The organism is Humisphaera borealis, from assembly GCF_015169395.1.
In the GTDB taxonomy this organism is placed as follows: domain Bacteria; phylum Planctomycetota; class Phycisphaerae; order Tepidisphaerales; family Tepidisphaeraceae; genus Humisphaera; species Humisphaera borealis.
The window spans coordinates 5,512,534-5,528,507 of sequence record NZ_CP063458.1; the positions used below are offsets into that span (position 1 = coordinate 5,512,534).

Annotated in this window: 16 protein-coding genes; 3 read left to right on the forward strand and 13 right to left on the reverse strand. The window is 62.8% G+C overall.

Annotation, left to right across the window (positions count from 1 at the left end):
- Positions 1 to 40 precede the first annotated feature (40 nt).
- Complete coding sequence (locus tag IPV69_RS20700; protein ID WP_206291626.1) at positions 41 to 2,008, forward strand: trypsin-like peptidase domain-containing protein; 1,968 nt, start codon at positions 41 to 43, stop codon at positions 2,006 to 2,008.
- Positions 2,009 to 2,109: 101 nt separating this feature from the next.
- Here the strand turns inward: IPV69_RS20700 and IPV69_RS20705 are convergent, their stop codons facing one another.
- Positions 2,110 to 2,805, reverse strand: a complete 696-nt coding sequence (locus IPV69_RS20705) for an SGNH/GDSL hydrolase family protein (RefSeq protein ID WP_206291627.1) — start codon at positions 2,803 to 2,805, stop codon at positions 2,110 to 2,112.
- 127 nt (positions 2,806 to 2,932) lie between these two features.
- On the opposite strand from IPV69_RS20705, the gene hemL reads away from it, so the two are divergent.
- A complete protein-coding gene (gene hemL / locus IPV69_RS20710) occupies positions 2,933 to 4,222 on the forward strand; it encodes a glutamate-1-semialdehyde 2,1-aminomutase (RefSeq protein WP_206295657.1) in 1,290 nt (429 codons plus the stop codon).
- A gap of 177 nt (positions 4,223 to 4,399) precedes the next feature.
- Here the strand turns inward: hemL and IPV69_RS20715 are convergent, their stop codons facing one another.
- A complete protein-coding gene (locus IPV69_RS20715) occupies positions 4,400 to 5,668 on the reverse strand; it encodes an outer membrane protein assembly factor BamB family protein (protein ID WP_206291628.1) in 1,269 nt (422 codons plus the stop codon).
- Positions 5,669 to 6,443: 775 nt separating this feature from the next.
- Here IPV69_RS20715 and IPV69_RS20720 point away from each other — a divergent pair.
- Positions 6,444 to 7,451: a polyprenyl synthetase family protein gene (locus IPV69_RS20720; RefSeq protein WP_206291629.1), complete on the forward strand. Its 1,008-nt coding sequence runs from the start codon at positions 6,444 to 6,446 to the stop codon at positions 7,449 to 7,451.
- Between the two features lie 84 nt (positions 7,452 to 7,535).
- Here the strand turns inward: IPV69_RS20720 and IPV69_RS20725 are convergent, their stop codons facing one another.
- From IPV69_RS20725 to IPV69_RS20775, 11 genes are all read right to left on the reverse strand, one after another.
- Positions 7,536 to 7,796, reverse strand: a complete 261-nt coding sequence (locus IPV69_RS20725; RefSeq protein WP_206291630.1) for a hypothetical protein — start codon at positions 7,794 to 7,796, stop codon at positions 7,536 to 7,538.
- A gap of 23 nt (positions 7,797 to 7,819) precedes the next feature.
- Positions 7,820 to 8,107 carry a ParB N-terminal domain-containing protein gene (locus IPV69_RS20730; RefSeq protein ID WP_206291631.1) on the reverse strand — a complete coding sequence of 96 codons (288 nt, stop codon included), beginning with the start codon at positions 8,105 to 8,107 and terminating at the stop codon, positions 7,820 to 7,822.
- Between the two features lie 30 nt (positions 8,108 to 8,137).
- Complete coding sequence (locus IPV69_RS20735) at positions 8,138 to 8,389, reverse strand: hypothetical protein (protein WP_206291632.1); 252 nt, start codon at positions 8,387 to 8,389, stop codon at positions 8,138 to 8,140.
- A gap of 69 nt (positions 8,390 to 8,458) precedes the next feature.
- The gene (locus IPV69_RS20740) at positions 8,459 to 10,213 is read right to left on the reverse strand and encodes a polyprenyl synthetase family protein (protein WP_206291633.1); all 1,755 of its coding nucleotides are present in this window, start codon (positions 10,211 to 10,213) and stop codon (positions 8,459 to 8,461) included.
- Positions 10,214 to 10,305: 92 nt separating this feature from the next.
- Positions 10,306 to 10,779 (reverse strand): hypothetical protein, encoded by a 474-nt coding sequence (locus IPV69_RS20745; protein WP_206291634.1) that lies wholly within the window; start codon positions 10,777 to 10,779, stop codon positions 10,306 to 10,308.
- Positions 10,780 to 10,848: 69 nt separating this feature from the next.
- Positions 10,849 to 12,048 carry a radical SAM/SPASM domain-containing protein gene (locus IPV69_RS20750; protein ID WP_206291635.1) on the reverse strand — a complete coding sequence of 400 codons (1,200 nt, stop codon included), beginning with the start codon at positions 12,046 to 12,048 and terminating at the stop codon, positions 10,849 to 10,851.
- Positions 12,049 to 12,111: 63 nt separating this feature from the next.
- Complete coding sequence (locus IPV69_RS20755) at positions 12,112 to 12,537, reverse strand: GxxExxY protein (protein ID WP_206291636.1); 426 nt, start codon at positions 12,535 to 12,537, stop codon at positions 12,112 to 12,114.
- Positions 12,538 to 12,610: 73 nt separating this feature from the next.
- Entirely contained in the window at positions 12,611 to 13,444 is an 834-nt protein-coding gene (locus tag IPV69_RS20760; RefSeq protein WP_206291637.1) for an ATP-binding protein, read from the reverse strand.
- Positions 13,445 to 13,686: 242 nt separating this feature from the next.
- Positions 13,687 to 14,073: a hypothetical protein gene (locus IPV69_RS20765; RefSeq protein ID WP_206291638.1), complete on the reverse strand. Its 387-nt coding sequence runs from the start codon at positions 14,071 to 14,073 to the stop codon at positions 13,687 to 13,689.
- A 42-nt stretch (positions 14,074 to 14,115) separates the two neighbouring features.
- On the reverse strand, positions 14,116 to 15,225 hold the full coding sequence (locus tag IPV69_RS20770; protein ID WP_206291639.1) for a GTP-binding protein: 1,110 nt from the start codon (positions 15,223 to 15,225) through the stop codon (positions 14,116 to 14,118).
- Between the two features lie 145 nt (positions 15,226 to 15,370).
- Positions 15,371 to 15,943 carry a glycine cleavage system protein H gene (locus IPV69_RS20775; protein ID WP_206291640.1) on the reverse strand — a complete coding sequence of 191 codons (573 nt, stop codon included), beginning with the start codon at positions 15,941 to 15,943 and terminating at the stop codon, positions 15,371 to 15,373.
- Positions 15,944 to 15,974: the final 31 nt, after the last annotated feature.

Sequence of the window (15,974 nt, forward strand, 5' to 3'; positions counted from 1 at the left end):
TTCGGTCCTGACGACAGCGAAATTGGGCAGGAACAGAACCATGAAAGTCAGCATTCGATATCGATTGATGCTCGCGGCTGGTGTCGCACTGGCATGCATCGGGACGTCTTCTACCGCCCGGGCCGATTCGCTCGTGCTGCGCGACGGGCGCGAGATCACCGGCGAGATCGAGCGCATCGACGGCGGCTACCGAGTCAAGACCGCGACCGGCGTGGTCCAGGTGGCGCGTTCGGACGTGGCCGAGTGGAAGCGGTCCGCCGCGCCCGGTGTGACCACGCCCGGCACCACCACGCCGCCGTCTACACCCGCCGCCACGCCCGCTCCGGCTATTCCAAAGCCGGCCACCCCAGCGGGTACCGCTCCGTCACCGGCCGTCAGCGGGGCACCCGTGCCCAGGCCCGGACCGGCGACGAATCCCGCCGACCGCAACCGGCGAACCGTGGAAGTCCTCGTTTCGCAGGGCGTTGACGCCCTGGCGCTGGGCGACGTCAAGGCCGCCCGCGACCTGCTGGTTGACGCGATCCAGCTCGATCCGCGCCATCGCCTGGCGCTTGAATCCGTCGGCTACTGCTACCTGAAGCTCGACGATATTCCCCGCGCCACCCGGTCGATGGAAGCTGCCGTCGCGGGTTCGACCCCGCAGTCGCGAGCGCTGACCATGAACCTGGCTTACGCGCTGCTGCGCGGCCGCAACCCGATGCGCGGCGCCAAGATGATCAAGGACTATCTCGCCGCCAACAGCACCGTCATGGACGAAGAGGCCCTCAACGCCTTTGCGATCTGTCTCGGCCAGAGCAGCGACGAATCGCGAGTAAGCCGATTCTGGACCGAATGTGTCACGTTCTACGACCAGTACAACGCCAAGCTCGAAGCGACCAAACCCGGTCAGAAGCGCTGGGGCGTCGATTGGGTCAGCGCATCCGAACGGGCTTCCACCGACAGCAAGAACAAGGCTATCCAGTCGCGGATGGACACCAAGTGGCGCGAATTGCAGACCGCGATCGGCGACTTCAACAAGGCCAAGAAGGCGTACGCCGACGCCTATTCCGCCAACCGCTTCCGCAAGAACTCCGGCCCCAGCCCGGCCTCGCTCGAGCCGCAGGTCAAATCGACCAAGGATCGGGCGGACAGGCTGCAGTCCGAGTACAACGAGCTATCGGCGACGCTCATCCGCCCGACGTTGCCGAAGCTGTTCGATCCTGTGCAGCTCGACCCGGCCGGGCTGACGCTGGCCAGCGCAGGCACCGGTACCGGTGTGTCGTCCGGGGTCGGCTCGATGTCGCCGGGGCTGAAGCCCGAGGCCGCGCCCGTCACACCGCCGGTGGTCGTACAACCACAGCCACAACCGCAGCCACAGCCTCAACCGTCGCAGCCCAAGCCGGTCGATCCACCGGTTGCCGTCGCGCCTCAACCCGCGGTGCCGCAGCCCGTCACCCCTACGCCGACCCCGCAACCCGAGACCCGCAAGCGTGCCATCTTCACGTCGGCGTGCGGATTCGCGGTCGGGCCGGATCTGATCGTCACGTCGGCCGCCAGCGTCGAGGGCACAACGCGCGTCACCGTGCAGCCGGTCGACGCGAACCCCATGGACGCCGAGGTCGTCCGCACCGACCCGGCAACCGGGCTCGCCCTCCTTCGGCTCAAGGGCAGGACGATGGCCTATCTGCCGGTGGGGGACAACTTCGCGGGCGGCGCGGTGCAGTGCGTCAGTTTCCCGACCGTCTCGATCTTCGATCCCACGTGCGAGGTCATCGGCGGAAGTGCCGTCCCGCCGAAGGACGACTGGTCCATCCGCCTGAACAAGCACCCACGGCTTGCCGGCGCACCGATTTTGGCCGGCGGTAAGGTCATCGGCGTGGAACTCGCCAGCCGCGACAACGACGCGACAACCCTGCCCTCCGTCAACCTCGGCAAGCTCAAAGCGTTCATCGGTGCGCTGCCCCCGTCACCCACCGTCGCTGATCCGACGATCGCCGTCGTGCTCGTCAGCGGCGTGCGGGAAAAGTAGACCGGGGAAGGACGACGATGGACGGTTGAAGATAGACGATCGAAGGCGGAGGTCCGGCGTCCATCTTCGATCTTCCATCGTCAATCGTCTGTTCTCACGGTCTATTTCGCTGCTGGCCCCAACTGCTTCGATATCGCGGCGTACCATCGCGCCGCCATCTTCTCGGCACCGGCTGCGTTCGGGTGCACTTTGTCGGCGATGGTGTCCTTCTCCCAGTCGAAGCCCGTCGCCTGATCGACAATCACGACCGGCTGCTCCGCCGTGTGCAATCGCTTGGCCAGTGCCGCCAGCTTCTCATTCAGCGCGGGGATGTACGAGTACTTCGGCAGCTTGCCGCTGGGGATCACCTGCGCCAGCATGACGACCACTTTCGGATTGGCCTTCCGCACCGTGGCGATCATCGTTTCGGTCGCGGCAACGATACCGTCCACCGGCTTCTCGTCGATGAAATGGTTGTGCCCGGCGTGAATCAGCACGATATCCGCAGGGTGATCGGCGAACGATTTGCCGAGCACCGTCGCCAGGAACTCGGCGTTCTTTCCGCCGTAGCCCTCATGCGCCAGCGGCCCGGCCGGCGAATCGCTCTTGCGCGACCCGACAAACTCCACCCGATATCCCGCCGCCGTCAGCTTCTGAAACAATGGATAGCGGTAGGTGGAAAACGTCTTGCCGCCCTCGGTGATCGAATCGCCGACGGGCATGATGCGGACGGGCTTTGTCGGCGTTGACGCACCGCCGGCGGTCGCTGTCGCGAGTAGCAGCACAAGGGTAACAAGCAATTTCATGTGTTTAAGCATAGCGGTCCTCCTGATTGCTTACCCGAACCCCTGCCTCTACCATCGCATCGACACCTTTTATGAGATCGCACCGATGGCAGACCGAACCGACGTACCTGAAAAAACCGCCTCCCGACCCCCGCGCCCGATGGCCAAATCCGAGGCGGCGTTTGCCCGTGCGCAAGCCGTTATGCCCGGTGGCGTCAGTTCGCCGGTGCGGTCATTTCGCGGCGTCGGCGGGACGCCGGTGTTCATCGCCGAGGGTAACGGGTGCATGTTGCGCGACGTCGACGGCAACAGCTATGTCGATTACGTCGGCAGCTATGGCCCGCTGATCGCCGGGCATCAGAACGAACGCGTCGTCGCGGCGCTGTCCAAGGCGATCGGTCGGGGCTGGACGTTCGGCATGCCCACCGAGTACGAGACGCAGCTCGCGTCGCTCATCATCTCGGCGTTGCCGGCGGTGGAGATGGTGCGGTTCGTCAACAGCGGCACCGAGGCCGCCATGAGCGCCATCCGCCTGGCCCGCGCGGCGACGGGGCGCGACCTGGTCGTCAAATGCATCGGCTGTTACCACGGCCATGTCGACGGCCTGCTGGTCGAAGCCGGCAGCGGGGCGCTCACGCTCGGTACCCCCAGCAGCCCCGGCGTACCCAAGGCCGTCGCCGGTGCCACCGTGCTCGCGCCCTACAACGACCTGGAAGGCGCTCGCGCGGTTTTCGAGAAGTACCCGGGGCAGATTGCCTGCTTCGCGATCGAACCGGTCGCCGGCAACATGGGCTGCGTGCCACCGGCCGCGGGGTATCTCGAAGGCCTGCGGGCGCTGTGCGATCAGCACGGGGCGCTCCTGCTGTTCGATGAAGTCATGACCGGTTTCCGCGTCGCCTGGGGCGGGGCGCAGGTGCGGTACAACATTCGGCCGGACATCACCTGCCTGGGCAAGGTCATCGGCGGCGGACTGCCATGCGCAGCGTACGGCGGGCCGAAGAAACTCATGGAGCTCATCAGCCCGTCCGGCAGCGTCTACCAGGCGGGCACGCTCAGCGGCAATCCGCTGGCGATGGCCGGCGGCATGGCGACGCTGGAGATCATGAAGGAACCCGGCGCCTACGACATCCTCGAACGCCGCAGTGCCATGCTCGCCGAGGGCCTGATCGATGCCGCCCGCAAGGCCGGCGTGCCCATCGCGCTCAACCGCGTCGGCTCGATGCTCACCCCGTTCTTCACCCACGCCGACGGCGACACCGTCACCAACTTCAAGCAGGCCGTCGGCGGCAACACCGCCGCCTTCAACCGCTTCTTCCACGCGATGCTCGATCATGGCGTGCATCTTCCTCCCAGTCAGTACGAGGCGTGGTTCGTCAGCCTGGCCCACACCGAGAAGCACATCGAGCAAACGATCTCCGCCGCCGAGTCGGCATTCGCCGCCGCGAAATGACCGGTGGGGGCCTCTTACGTCCGCTTTCACCACGAAGGCACGAAGAGCACGAAGAGCCACGAAGAAGAACTCAGGCTAAAGCGCTGCTCGCCTGCCTTCTTGCTCATCGGATTGTTTTTCTTCGCGATCCTTCGTGCCTTCGCACCTTCGTGTTCTCTTCGTTTCGGGCCCACGCCGTCACTCCACCCGATACAAACTCCCCGTTGACCGCAGAATCAGTGCGTTGCCAGCCACCGCAGGGCTCGCCATGAAGCCGTCTTCCGTCTTGAACTCGCTGACCACCTCAGGCTCGGTGCCGGCCGTTGGCTTGATCACGTGCACGTCCCCTTTCTCGGACAGGAAGTAAATGTGCCCGCCGGCATACAACGGCGAGGCGCTGTAGGCCTGCCCGAGGCGCTTGGTCCAGAGTACGTCACCGGTCTTCGGGTCGACGCACCGCGCTACGCCGGTGTCGGCGACCATGTACAGCCGGTCGTTCACCTGCAACACCGACGGCTTGTACGGAATGCCTACCTTACCGTTCCAGGCGATCTGCTTGCCGAGGTCGATCGGTTTGTCGCCGTCCTTCAGTTCGGCCGGTAGTTTCACCGCGAGCATTTCCGAGCGGTCGTAGCAGCTCGACAGGATCAACAGTCCGCCGCTCACGAGCGGCCTGCAGACGTTCGAGTAGCCGGGGTGATCGACGAAGAACAGCTCGCGGCCGGTGACGGGGTCGTAGCCGTACGCGCGCTGTGCCCCGATGCTCAGCAGGACGTCACGACCGGCGACCGTTTCGACAATCGCCGTGCTGAACGCCCGCCGCTTGTTGGGATTGGTCTCGGGGAACTGCTTGCTGCGTGCTGTCTTCCAGGCCTGTTTGCCGGTCTTCTTGTCGAGCGCAATCACGTACTGCGAATTGACCGCGTCGCACTCGATGATGAGCAGGTCGTTGTAGAGGATCGGCGTCGATCCGGCACCAGTCAGGAAATCGAGACTGAAATCGCGGTTCGTCCAGATTGGCTTGGCGGTCTTCACGTCCAGCGCGGCGACGCCGTGGGTGCCGAAACTGACGTACACGCGCTCGTCATCCACCGCCGGCGACGGCGACGCGAACGAGTTGTGGTTGTGCTTGGGGCCGGGGTTGGACGTCTTGAAGACCTCGACATCGTGCAGGATTTTGCCCGAAGCAAGATCAACGCACACCGCGTGCAGCGACGCGCCGTTGCCCAGGGCGCTCGTCAGCCAGATTCGTCCATCGCGAATGATCGGCGAAGAGTATCCCGAACCGGCGATCGGAGTCTTCCACTTAAAACCCTCCGAGTCCGACCATTTGATCGGCGGCTTGGCGGCGGGGTCGGCGTGCCCGTTCCTCTGGGGCCCGCGGAAATCCGTCCAGGACGGTTCGGCCCCGAGAACACCGGCCGACAGACAAAGAAGTGCGATCGCGAAAGAGCGGTGGTAGATCATGAGTGGGGTAGTGTAAGGGGAACCTGAACAGTTCGCTTGGGGATATACCCCTGTTAACGTCATCCCGTTTGGCCAAACGAACCCGAGAATCGAGATCGCGCCACCCGGCGTCCACGTCGGCGGATCGCCATGGTTGAACTCGCCGAACGAACCCCGAATCCAACCGCACGGTCAGCCCGATTGCCAAACGAACCCAAGGCGATCCCGCCGAACGAACCCGAGCCATCTGAGTTGGACGATCTCAGCACCCCACGGGCGGCCCGGTTAGCGGTCGCACCGCAGGTGCACTCTTGTCTCGCGCCACCCGCCCGGGACGATTTCGCCGAACGAACCCAAGGCGCTTCCGCCGGACGAACCCGAGGCCTTGCCTGTCGTGACGGCGCGTCTACTCGGTCGGCGTTGCCGCCGCGACAACAAGACTACCCGGCCGATCAAGGCGATCGGTCGGGACTTAGTGCGCCGTAGCTCGAAGATTTTTGTACAGTATATGTTAGGTCTCAGGCCGCGGGTGTCAAGCCTTTCCTTGGCGGTCGGTCGCGAGCCGGGAACGCGCTAGGCGTTCCGAATCACACACCCACTTGCCAGATGAGGTCGATCTTGCGAAACTCTGCCGCAATCCGCTCGCCAGCCAACCGATCCGACACCTCCCATTGCCCGAACCAAGTTTTCATCAATTTCGAAACTTCTGAGACTCGGGACGAACGCTCACTCCTTCTTTATACTTCTGCCGGCGTCGATGTGAGGCACAACCTCCACCGCCCGACCCGGAGCACCCATGACCAGCGCCTTGGCGTCTCTAACCGAACTCATCCGCCCACAACTCGCGGCTGTGGAAGATCTCTTCCACAGCGAGCTGTCGTCGGACCTTAAGTGCGTCAACACGCTGGTGAAGCACGTCAGCCGATTCCGCGGCAAGATGCTCCGCCCGTGCCTGGTGCTGCTGACGGCCAAGGCGGTCAACCCGACCGGGCAGCTGACGGCCGACCACGTGAAGCTCGCCACCGTCGTCGAGATGGTTCACATGGCCACGCTCGTTCACGACGACGTCCTGGATGAAGCAGAGCTTCGCCGCAAGGGCGCGACGATCAACCACCTCCGCGGGAACGAGGCGGCGGTCATCCTCGGCGACTACCTCATCAGCCACAGCTACCACCTCTGCTCCGACGTCGACAACGCCAGCCGCGGCCTGCCGTCGCAGTACGCCAGCCGACTGATCGCCAAGACCACCAACGATGTCTGCTCCGGCGAGCTGCTGCAGCTCGACAACCGAAACAACCTCGACCTCGACGAGCAGACCTACCTGGAAATCATCAAGCGCAAGACTGCCGTCCTGACGGCGGTCTGCTGCCGCCTGGGCGCCGCGTTCGCCGGCGGCAGCGAAGCGGTTACCGAGGCGATGGAGCTGTACGGCCTGTCGCTCGGCGTCGCGTTCCAGATCCAGGATGACATCCTCGACCTCGTCGGCGACGCCGGCAGCGTGGGCAAGACCCTCGGCATCGATATCGAGAAGGGGAAAATGACGCTGCCGCTGATTCACTTCATGCGCACCGCGCCCGCCGAGCATCAGGCGCTGCTGCGTTCACTTTTGAGTGAAGGCGGGGCGGCCGACCGGGCGGAAAAGATCCGCAATCTGGTCATCCCCAGTGGAAGCCTGCAATACGCCCGCGACCGGGCCAGAGCCCTCGTCGATCGCGCCCGCGGATGCCTGAGCGGCTTGCCCGACAGCGAGGCGAAGCGTGTGATGGACACGATGGCGGAGTTCGTCGTGACGCGGCCAATGTGAACGTAGGGTCCGCCTTGGCGGACGCGTGGGCTGCGGCGTTACTCTCGATTCGAGGAGATCGCGTCCGCCAAGGAGGACCCCGCTTCAAACCTTCGCGGTGGCGTGGTCAAAGATGGTGAGGGCGGACCGGCATTCGGGAACACGATCGGCGAGTTCGGCCAAGGCCTCTCGAAACTTAGAGGTCTTGTCGTCCGGGGATGCAATCAGGGTGGGCAGAAGTTCGATCCAATCCAGCGCGTCCGCGATGTCCACATGATCGGCATTGTTCAATGCCATGAATCGAACGTGGACGATCGCCCGGTGCAGGGCTTCGCATGCCTGATCATGGTGGGATGGATCGATCATGAGACCAAACTCGAATTCACACATCAAAGCCGTACGATCACATCTGCAATCAGAACTCCTCGGTCGCCCAGCCTGATAACTATCGGCGGCAGCAAGTCCGGTTCTGTAGCCATCGCGCTGAAAACGCTTTCCCACCGTGCGTGGCTGGTTTGGCTCTGCGCATAGATTGAGGATCGCGGCGAGCGAAGCGTGTTGATTACCACGCGGAATTCGATCTCAGTATCGGCAATCACCGCCCATATGGAGCCCAGCCCGAGCAATTGGGCTGCCTTGGCACGGCGTACGCCATCTACGATCTCGAACGTGTCCACAGGGTCCCGGGTGTTGCGCCGACTCTAAGCTCATTTGGGATCGTTGCGGAGCGGAATGTCAGATCCGGGCGGATCAGCCGGGAACGGTTCCGGCCTTGGCCAGCCCGGACTCTTTCCGCCAAACAACTTCCTCTTTAATGACGGTCGGGCCAACTTCATCAGCAGGGCTACCTCTTCATCGTTCGGCGGACGATCAAGCTGGTGCAGATGCTCCACCAGCTTCCGCAGTTCGTCCGGGATGGGATTCGGACGGCTTGAATCTTCATCCGTTGAATCGGCCATGAATAGGATGGTACCGCACAGCTAATCGTGGAACCAAAATTTATGTCGATACTAGTCGGCCATGTCTGCTCAGCCGACGGCCACTGGCTCGGCTGCTGTCGCCCTAGCCAAGTTCTTTTTCTCAAACTCCTTGCACCACCCCTTCACCTGTAGGTCGTTGAAGATCTTCGACATCACCCGGCGCAGCAGGCCCTTCAGGCTGGCGTTCTCGAGGTAAGTCAGCGTCTTGATCGCCTCTTCCTTGTACCCTTCGTACAGGTTCTGGCACCGCTCGTCCGATCGGCTGTCGGTGATGATCTTGCGGATGCGGTCGCTGATTTCGATCGGCGTTCCCTCATCGGCGAGTTGCCGCCGCCAGACGCGGTCCATGAACGGCTTCTGGTCCTTCGCCCGCTCATGGGCGACGGCCAATAGCAACGACGGCCGCAGCGCGGCGATGTCGTCCGGGGCGTGGCCTTCGGTGCTCAAATCCTCCAGGTCGTCGTGGATCTGGTACGCGATGCCGAGCTTCTCGGAATAGTTGGCGATCACATCGTGGACTTCTTCGTCCGCGCCAGCGTAAAGGGCGCCCAGGCGAAGGGCGACCTCGAATGCCGGGGCCGTCTTCTGGCGGAAGATGTCCAGCACCTCGACCGGCGACAGCGGCTTGGGGTTGCGAGCCCAGCACAGCTCCGCGCCCTGCCCGAGCGACAGCGTGCGATGGCCGATCGCCGCCACGCGGAGCATTTCGACCTTGTTCATCGGATCGGCGGCGCACTCGGCGAGCAGCCGGTAGCCTTCGCCGAGCAGGTAGTCGCCGACGTTCAGCGCCACGCCGACACCGTGGGTTTCGTGCAATGTCGCGTCGCCGTAGCGCAGGGCGTCGTTGTCTTCGATGTCGTCGTGGATCAGCGACGCCTTGTGGAAGCACTCGACCGCGGCGGCGACCTTCCGCAGGTCGCTGGGGATCGGGGCGTCGGCGTCTTCTTTACGCAGCGCCTTGTACGCGCAGACCGTCAGGAACGGCCGCCAGCGCTTGCCACCCTTGTTGAGCCACTGGCGAGCGATGTCGTCGGTTTCGCCCCCCATCCCCGGATGCCTCTTGCCCATGATGTCGGCGAGGTTTTCCGGCGTGAACCAGCCGTCGACTTCGTCGCGGATGGCGTCGAGGTTCAGCCGGTGGGTCTTGTCGTCGCTGGTCAGGTGGATGACTTCCCACACCCAGTCCATGTCCACGTTGGTATCGACGCAGTCGTCCTGCAGCAGCGGGATGGCGATGCCGGGGATGGCCGCCGCTTCCATGAACGGGAACGACTTTTCCAGCACCGACAGGCAGGAAACGCCGACGATCGCTTCGATCTTGCCGGTCTGGATGATCGACATGACCAGCTGCGAACCCTCGGCGACCAGGACCGCGTAGCCGAGTTTTTCGGCTTCGCCTTGCAGGTCCTGGATGCTGCACAAGCCGCAGTTTTTGCAGAGCAGGCCGAACTCATCGAACGGGGCGGGGCATTTCTCTTCGATCCGCATACACTTGGGCATGAGGAGCAGCCGCCGCTCGAACGGCACGGTCGCCAGGTGCTCGCGCCAGGCCTGGTTGTTGATGAGGATGGCGGTGTAGTCGCGGAAGATCGGGTCGAGCCCGGCCATCTCGATGCACTTGTCGGCGTGGACCTTGAGCTCTTCCAGCGGCATCGGCGGGACGGGGTTGTACGTGGCGACGTACTCGCGAACGATGCGCGCAAGCTGGTCGCGTTCCTGCCGCGTCTGCGGAACGTTGTCCTGCGGCTTGCGCATCTTCTGCATCGGCACAGCCTGCGGAAGCGTGATCAGGGGCATACCCATTCGTTTAACTCCTTCGAACCGATGCAACTCATTCACCACGGAGGCACGGAGACACGGAGGGCAATCCGTACTACCGCGCATCTTGCGAAACGTCAGTCTTTCCGTCCCAAACCAAGCAAGTCAGCAAACTCGTCGAAACTCTTGGCACACACAACCCACTCGTTCTTATCGCCGCGCTCGGACCACTTGAGCCGTCGTACTTTAGGGCTGCCTAACGCGTCGCGATAATCAAGAATGATAGGTGAATCGGTCCCCGGGCCGAAGTCACCGATCACTGTTGCCTGCTCAGCCACGAGTTGATCAACTGCGCCCTGCTCTTTCCAGAAGTTGTAACCTTCTGCCAAACCGTCGCGCCGCAATCCGTGCTCCACCTCGTACTGTGCTACTGTTTTGAATGGCGGCGAACAGAAGTAGATTTCCGATTCGTCACTTGCGATCTGTCGCACTCGGTCGGCGGAAACCGCTATCCGCAGTCCCCAGCCACATTGTTCACCTTCAACTGCCCAGGTACCGCCTTGCAGCAGTTCTTGCAGGCGGATCGGGATTGGAAGGTGCTTCGACGCCAATTCTCGCCCTCCGATTTCCGAACGACCCTCCGTGTCTCCGTGCCTCCGTGGTGATCTCTTCTTTGCCGGTCACCCGTAAGCCCCGAACCCGAAGAAGTAATGCTTCTTCGCGAACCGGTAAATGAAATTCTCCTCCGGCACTTCGTTGCCTGGGTTGTGCTGGCTGTTTCGCGGCGTCATCGCTTCGATCTCGGCCATGCCTGCACCGGGTTCGCGGTGCGTGGTGTCTTTTGCACCGTGCTTCAGCACCAGCGCCTTCACGATGTCCGGGCGTTCCAGCACGATGCAGCCTTGCGTCGACTGGGCGGCGGCCTTGCGGAAGTCGGCGAGGTACTCGCTGTCTTTGAACACGTGCAGCAGGTTGCGCTCGTCGTGGACGGTTTCCTTGGCGAACTGGATGATCGGGCAGGGCTCGATCTCGCCCCACGGGTTGATGTGATGGCTGATGCCGGTCGCCATCGGGCAGAGCGCGCCGCCTTTGTCGTCCCAGTAGGCATCGATCACGCCGATCGGCTTGGTGTTTCGCAGGTGGACGATGAACTTGCGAATCCGCAGCACCTGGTCCGGCGAGAGTGCCAGTTCAGGGTGCGGATCGGCTCCCACCGGGCGGTAGGTGTGATACCAGACGTAATGCGCGCCCATCTCGATCAGCCGATCAACCCACGACTCCTGCACGAGGTCGTCGATGTTCGTCTGGCAGACGCTGGTCGCGACGCCGGTGATGAGCCGATTGCGGATGCACGCTTCGAGGCCGCTCAGCGTGCGATTGAGCACGTTCAGCCGGCCGCGGCGTTCGTTGGAGATGATCTCGGTGCCTTCGATGCTCACCAGCGGCGTGATGTTGCCGAGCTTGCGCATCTCGGCGGCGATCTTGTCGGTGATCAACTGCCCGTTGGTGAAGATCTGGAAGTAGCAGTCGGGGTGGCGGCGGACGATCTCCAGCAGTTCCGGGTGCATGAACGGCTCGCCGCCGAGCAGGCCGAAGAACGCGTTCCCCTGCTTCTTGGCGTCGCCGATGATGCGGTCCATCTTCCCGGCGTCGAGGTAATGCCGCGGGCCGTCGACCTTCACCCAGCACCCCTGGCAGCGCAGGTTGCAGGAGTTGATCACCGAGATGTAAAGGAACGGCGGGAAGTAGTCGCCCTTCTTGATCCGTTTCTTGAACTTCTGGACCGAGCGCATGCCCTTGTAGCCGAAGTTGTAGGCGAACTTCCACATGACCTTGGGGTCGGTGGTGGTGAGCATTCGCTTGGAGAGGGTGAACAGCATAACGACCACTCGGGTGACGATGACGGGACAGAGAACACGAAGGCGCGAAGGATCACGAAGAAATCAGGGACTGTGGATCACTCGCTTGATCCCATCGGCTAATCGTTCGACGTTAAAGTTGATGACCAATCCAAGTTGGAGCTTCAGAAGTCGGAGGTACTTCAGGCATTGAGCCTTATGGACCGGAGAGATCGCATCGACTGCCTTGAGTTCCAGAACAAGCATATCTGCGACCAGGATGTCGATACGCGCCTCCCCGACTTCCTTCCCTTTGTAACTGATTACAACGGGAACCTCGCATCTAAACGGAATCCGTCGCAGCTCAAGCTCGTAGCAAAGTGCCAGAAGATACGATCGCTCAGGCATACCGGGTCCAAGCTCTTTGTGAACTTCGATCGCCGCCCCGATCACCTCAGAAGCAAGTCGCTCGACCGCCGGATCAACCGACGATTCAGACCGCATTCGTGTTCGGGAATCGAACGGACCCATCTCCAACTCCTTGTCTTCACTTCGCGATCCTTCGTACCTTCGCGCCTTCGTGTTCTCTTCGCCGGCGAGGGGGTTAAGAGTTCGCGGTCGCCGCCGCGGCCGCTTTCGCCTTGATCATGTCCATGCTCGGCAGCGCGTTCATCACCTCCGCCGGAATATCGAGCGCCTCCTGCAACGTCTGCTGAAGTTTCGTCAGGCACGCTTTCCGCTCGGCGATGGCGCGCTTCTCATCGCGTTCCTTGCTGAAGCGGGCCTTGGCGTCGGTGCTCCGCTGCCGCAGGGCGGCGTAGATGTCGCCGCCCAGCAACGCGCTGATGTCGATCTTCATCTTCTCACGGCTGATATCCGCCTCGCGGACTTCGTCGCCGTTGATCGGGCCGGCTTTGTACTTGGGGAAGAGAATCGCGACTTCCGGGCAGACGCGGCTGCACGCCGGGCAGTCGGTCTTGCAGTTGGCGGGGTTCTCGACGCCGATCTTTCCGCCAGGCGCGCCGTAGACATCGAACAGGCAGAACGACAGGCACTGCATGCAGTTGGTGCAGCGCTGATAGTCGATGACGGGGAACCAGGGCTTCCAGGGCTTGGCGGGGGTACCGCCGCGCACTTCGTCGACGATCTTGCCGACCTGGTCGACGCTCAAGCCGGCGATATCGCGGAAGCGGACGGTGACGCCGTTCTCCCCTTCGGCTTCGTTGGGCTTGGCTTCGTTGAACCGGCCGAGGACCAGCAACTGTCCGCCGGGCGGAGGCGTGACCGATCGGCCCGGCCGAATGCACGAGATGGCGACGCCTTTTTCGAGCAGCGACTTGAGAATCGCGCCGCGATCGACGGCGGACAGCTCTTCGCTGCCGGCGCCTTCGTACAGCGCGACCTTCATCATCGGGGTTTTGGTGGTCGGTGCGGCCATGCGGTTGAATTTCTTATAACTTTCGAGCTTCTGAACCTTTGATCTGTGCTCGTTCGTCAGTACATCATCGGCGAGGCGGTTTTTCGCCACCTCTTGGTTGCGCCTCACACATCAAAGCCTTCCAAGGCACGTCTGATCTGGGTGGCATGGGCAAGTACTCTTGCCCGTGGCGAACACCAATCGACGTCCCGCACGGGCAAGAGTACTTGCCCATGCCACCCAAGGCGATGCCATATCGTTCATCACACCGCCGCCGGTTCTTCTTCCGGCGGGGCGGGCTGGTCCGTCGGGCGGCCGTTGAGCAGGATCTGCACGATCGGTTCGGCCTGCTCCACCCGCATGTTGACGACTTCCAGGCCTTCCGGCCAGGGCACCTTCGCCGCGTTAAACAGCCATTTCACCGCCCGCGGGTAACACGCGGCGATGCGGAGTTCATTACCCGGGCCGACGCCTTCGACGAGCTGGTTCAACGCCGGGTCGCGCTTGGCCGACAGTTCGCACAGGTCGGCGACCGCGTCGAAGGCGACGCCGCTCTCGGCAAGACGGCGCAACACGTCGTTCTTCACCTCGTCCGGTACGACCTTGGCGTACGCACAGTGACAGTAGAGGATGCGAGCGTTGTCGGGCATTCGGTATTCAAGTGGCACGGGACAGGCGTACGTGCGGCGATGTTACGCCTCGGCCAGACGGTGCGTCGGTTCCGGCTTGCCAGGGCGGAAGTGCTCCAGGTGCTGAACGCTCAGCTTCAGGCCTTCCGTTTCGATCATCAGTTCCTCGATCGCTTCGACTGTAGCATCCTTCAGGGCTTCGGGGTCGGCCTCGGCGCGAAGATTTACGATCAATTCCCCGGCGTCGATCTCCGCCGCCAGCTCGTGTGACAGCTCGGCCGAGCCGTCGGTGCGAACCAGGTTCAGCACTGCGATATCACTGCCGGCGTCGGGGGTGAGCGTCATCTTCAGATGCGCCACCTCGGCGCTCTGCCCGGCCAGCCGGGCGTGGATCCTGGCCGCCAGGTCGCGAAGCAGCCTGTTGCCATCGGTCGGCGATTGAGCGGCAACCGACACCGTGCAATTCATCCAACCCAGCAGAGCCTCGCCCTCGGCGTAAATCTCGTAATCGACCTCCATCGACGGCTCAAATCCCAGATCGCTGCCGGCGATCAGGTCGAACCAGGTCTGCATGCCTTCGCCATGCCGGGCGGACATCAGCACGACCCTGGCCTTGGGGAACCGCGACGTCAGCGCGCCGACCAGCCGGGCCTGGCGATCGGGCGGCAGCAGGTCCATCTTGTTAACGGCGATGACCTCCGCCTCTTCCAACTGCTTCTCGTAAACGTAGACGACCTTTTTCGTAAACGCCTTGCCGACTTCCAGACCCAGGATGCGTTCGGCCCGGATCGGATCGACCAGCACCGACAGCGGGGCGACGGAATAGGCATCACCATACATCCGCCGAAGCGGGTAACTCACGGACGCCTTCAGGTCGGTGCAGCTGCCGACGGGCTCGGCGATGAATACTTCCGGCCGTGACGCTTCGGTCAGCCGGTCGGCGGCGTCGGTCAGGCTGTTAAACCGGCAGCAGAAGCACCCGCCGGTGATTTCTTCGGTGGCAAAACCGTGGGAAGACAGCATCGCCGTATCCACCAGGCCCACGGACTGATCATTGGTGATCAGCCCGACGCGCTTCCCCTGCGACCGAAGGTGCTCGGCCAGCTTAAGGATGGCGGTCGTCTTCCCGGCGCCCAGGAAACCGCCGATCATGATGTAACGGGAGGGGGTCATGGTTGTTTGTCACTGGTCACTGGTCACTGGTCACTGGTCACTTGTCACTTGTCGCCCGTTAGGAATTGCTCGGTCGTACCTGTCCTGCCGGTGCCGTCCAATTGGTTACCAGTGACAAATGACCAGTGACCAGTGACGAATTCCTTCATCCGAGCATCTTGTCAATCGTCGCGTCCAACACCTGCATATACCCGTCGACGGCGGTGCTGTTGGGGTCGGGCGTTCCTCGCGCAAGATAAAGCCAGCCAGCGTAATACGGATCTTTGTCGATGCGCGACGGGTCGTCGTTCAGTGTGGTGTTGGCTCCCTCGAACGTGCCGTCGATCACGCCATAAACATCCGACAGTGCCTTAAACCCTTCGACCCAGCCGAGGGTTTGCCCGACGGTGATCGCACTGCCGGGCTTGGCTTCGAATCCCTGTTCGACGATCTCACCGAGCATGCGGGTGGCGAAGCGGGTGAAGCCGACCTTGTAGAGGGGGGCTTTGCCGTCCGACGCCGGTTCCAGCTCTTCGAGCCAGAAGTGGGAACGGGTGTAGAGGAACTTCCGTGGCAGGCGGCTCTGAAAACGGTTCCGCTTGTACAAAATGACGGTGGCGGGGTCGAAGGGGGTCTTCGACACAGGTGCCGGGGTGGCCGACAGTGGGTTGGGGTCGCATTCCATGCCGCGCTCAAGCGTAGTCGGCCCGCGGCCGGTTGTCATATTGTCGAACGTCATTGCCGGCAAATGACAAGCGGTTGAAGACTTA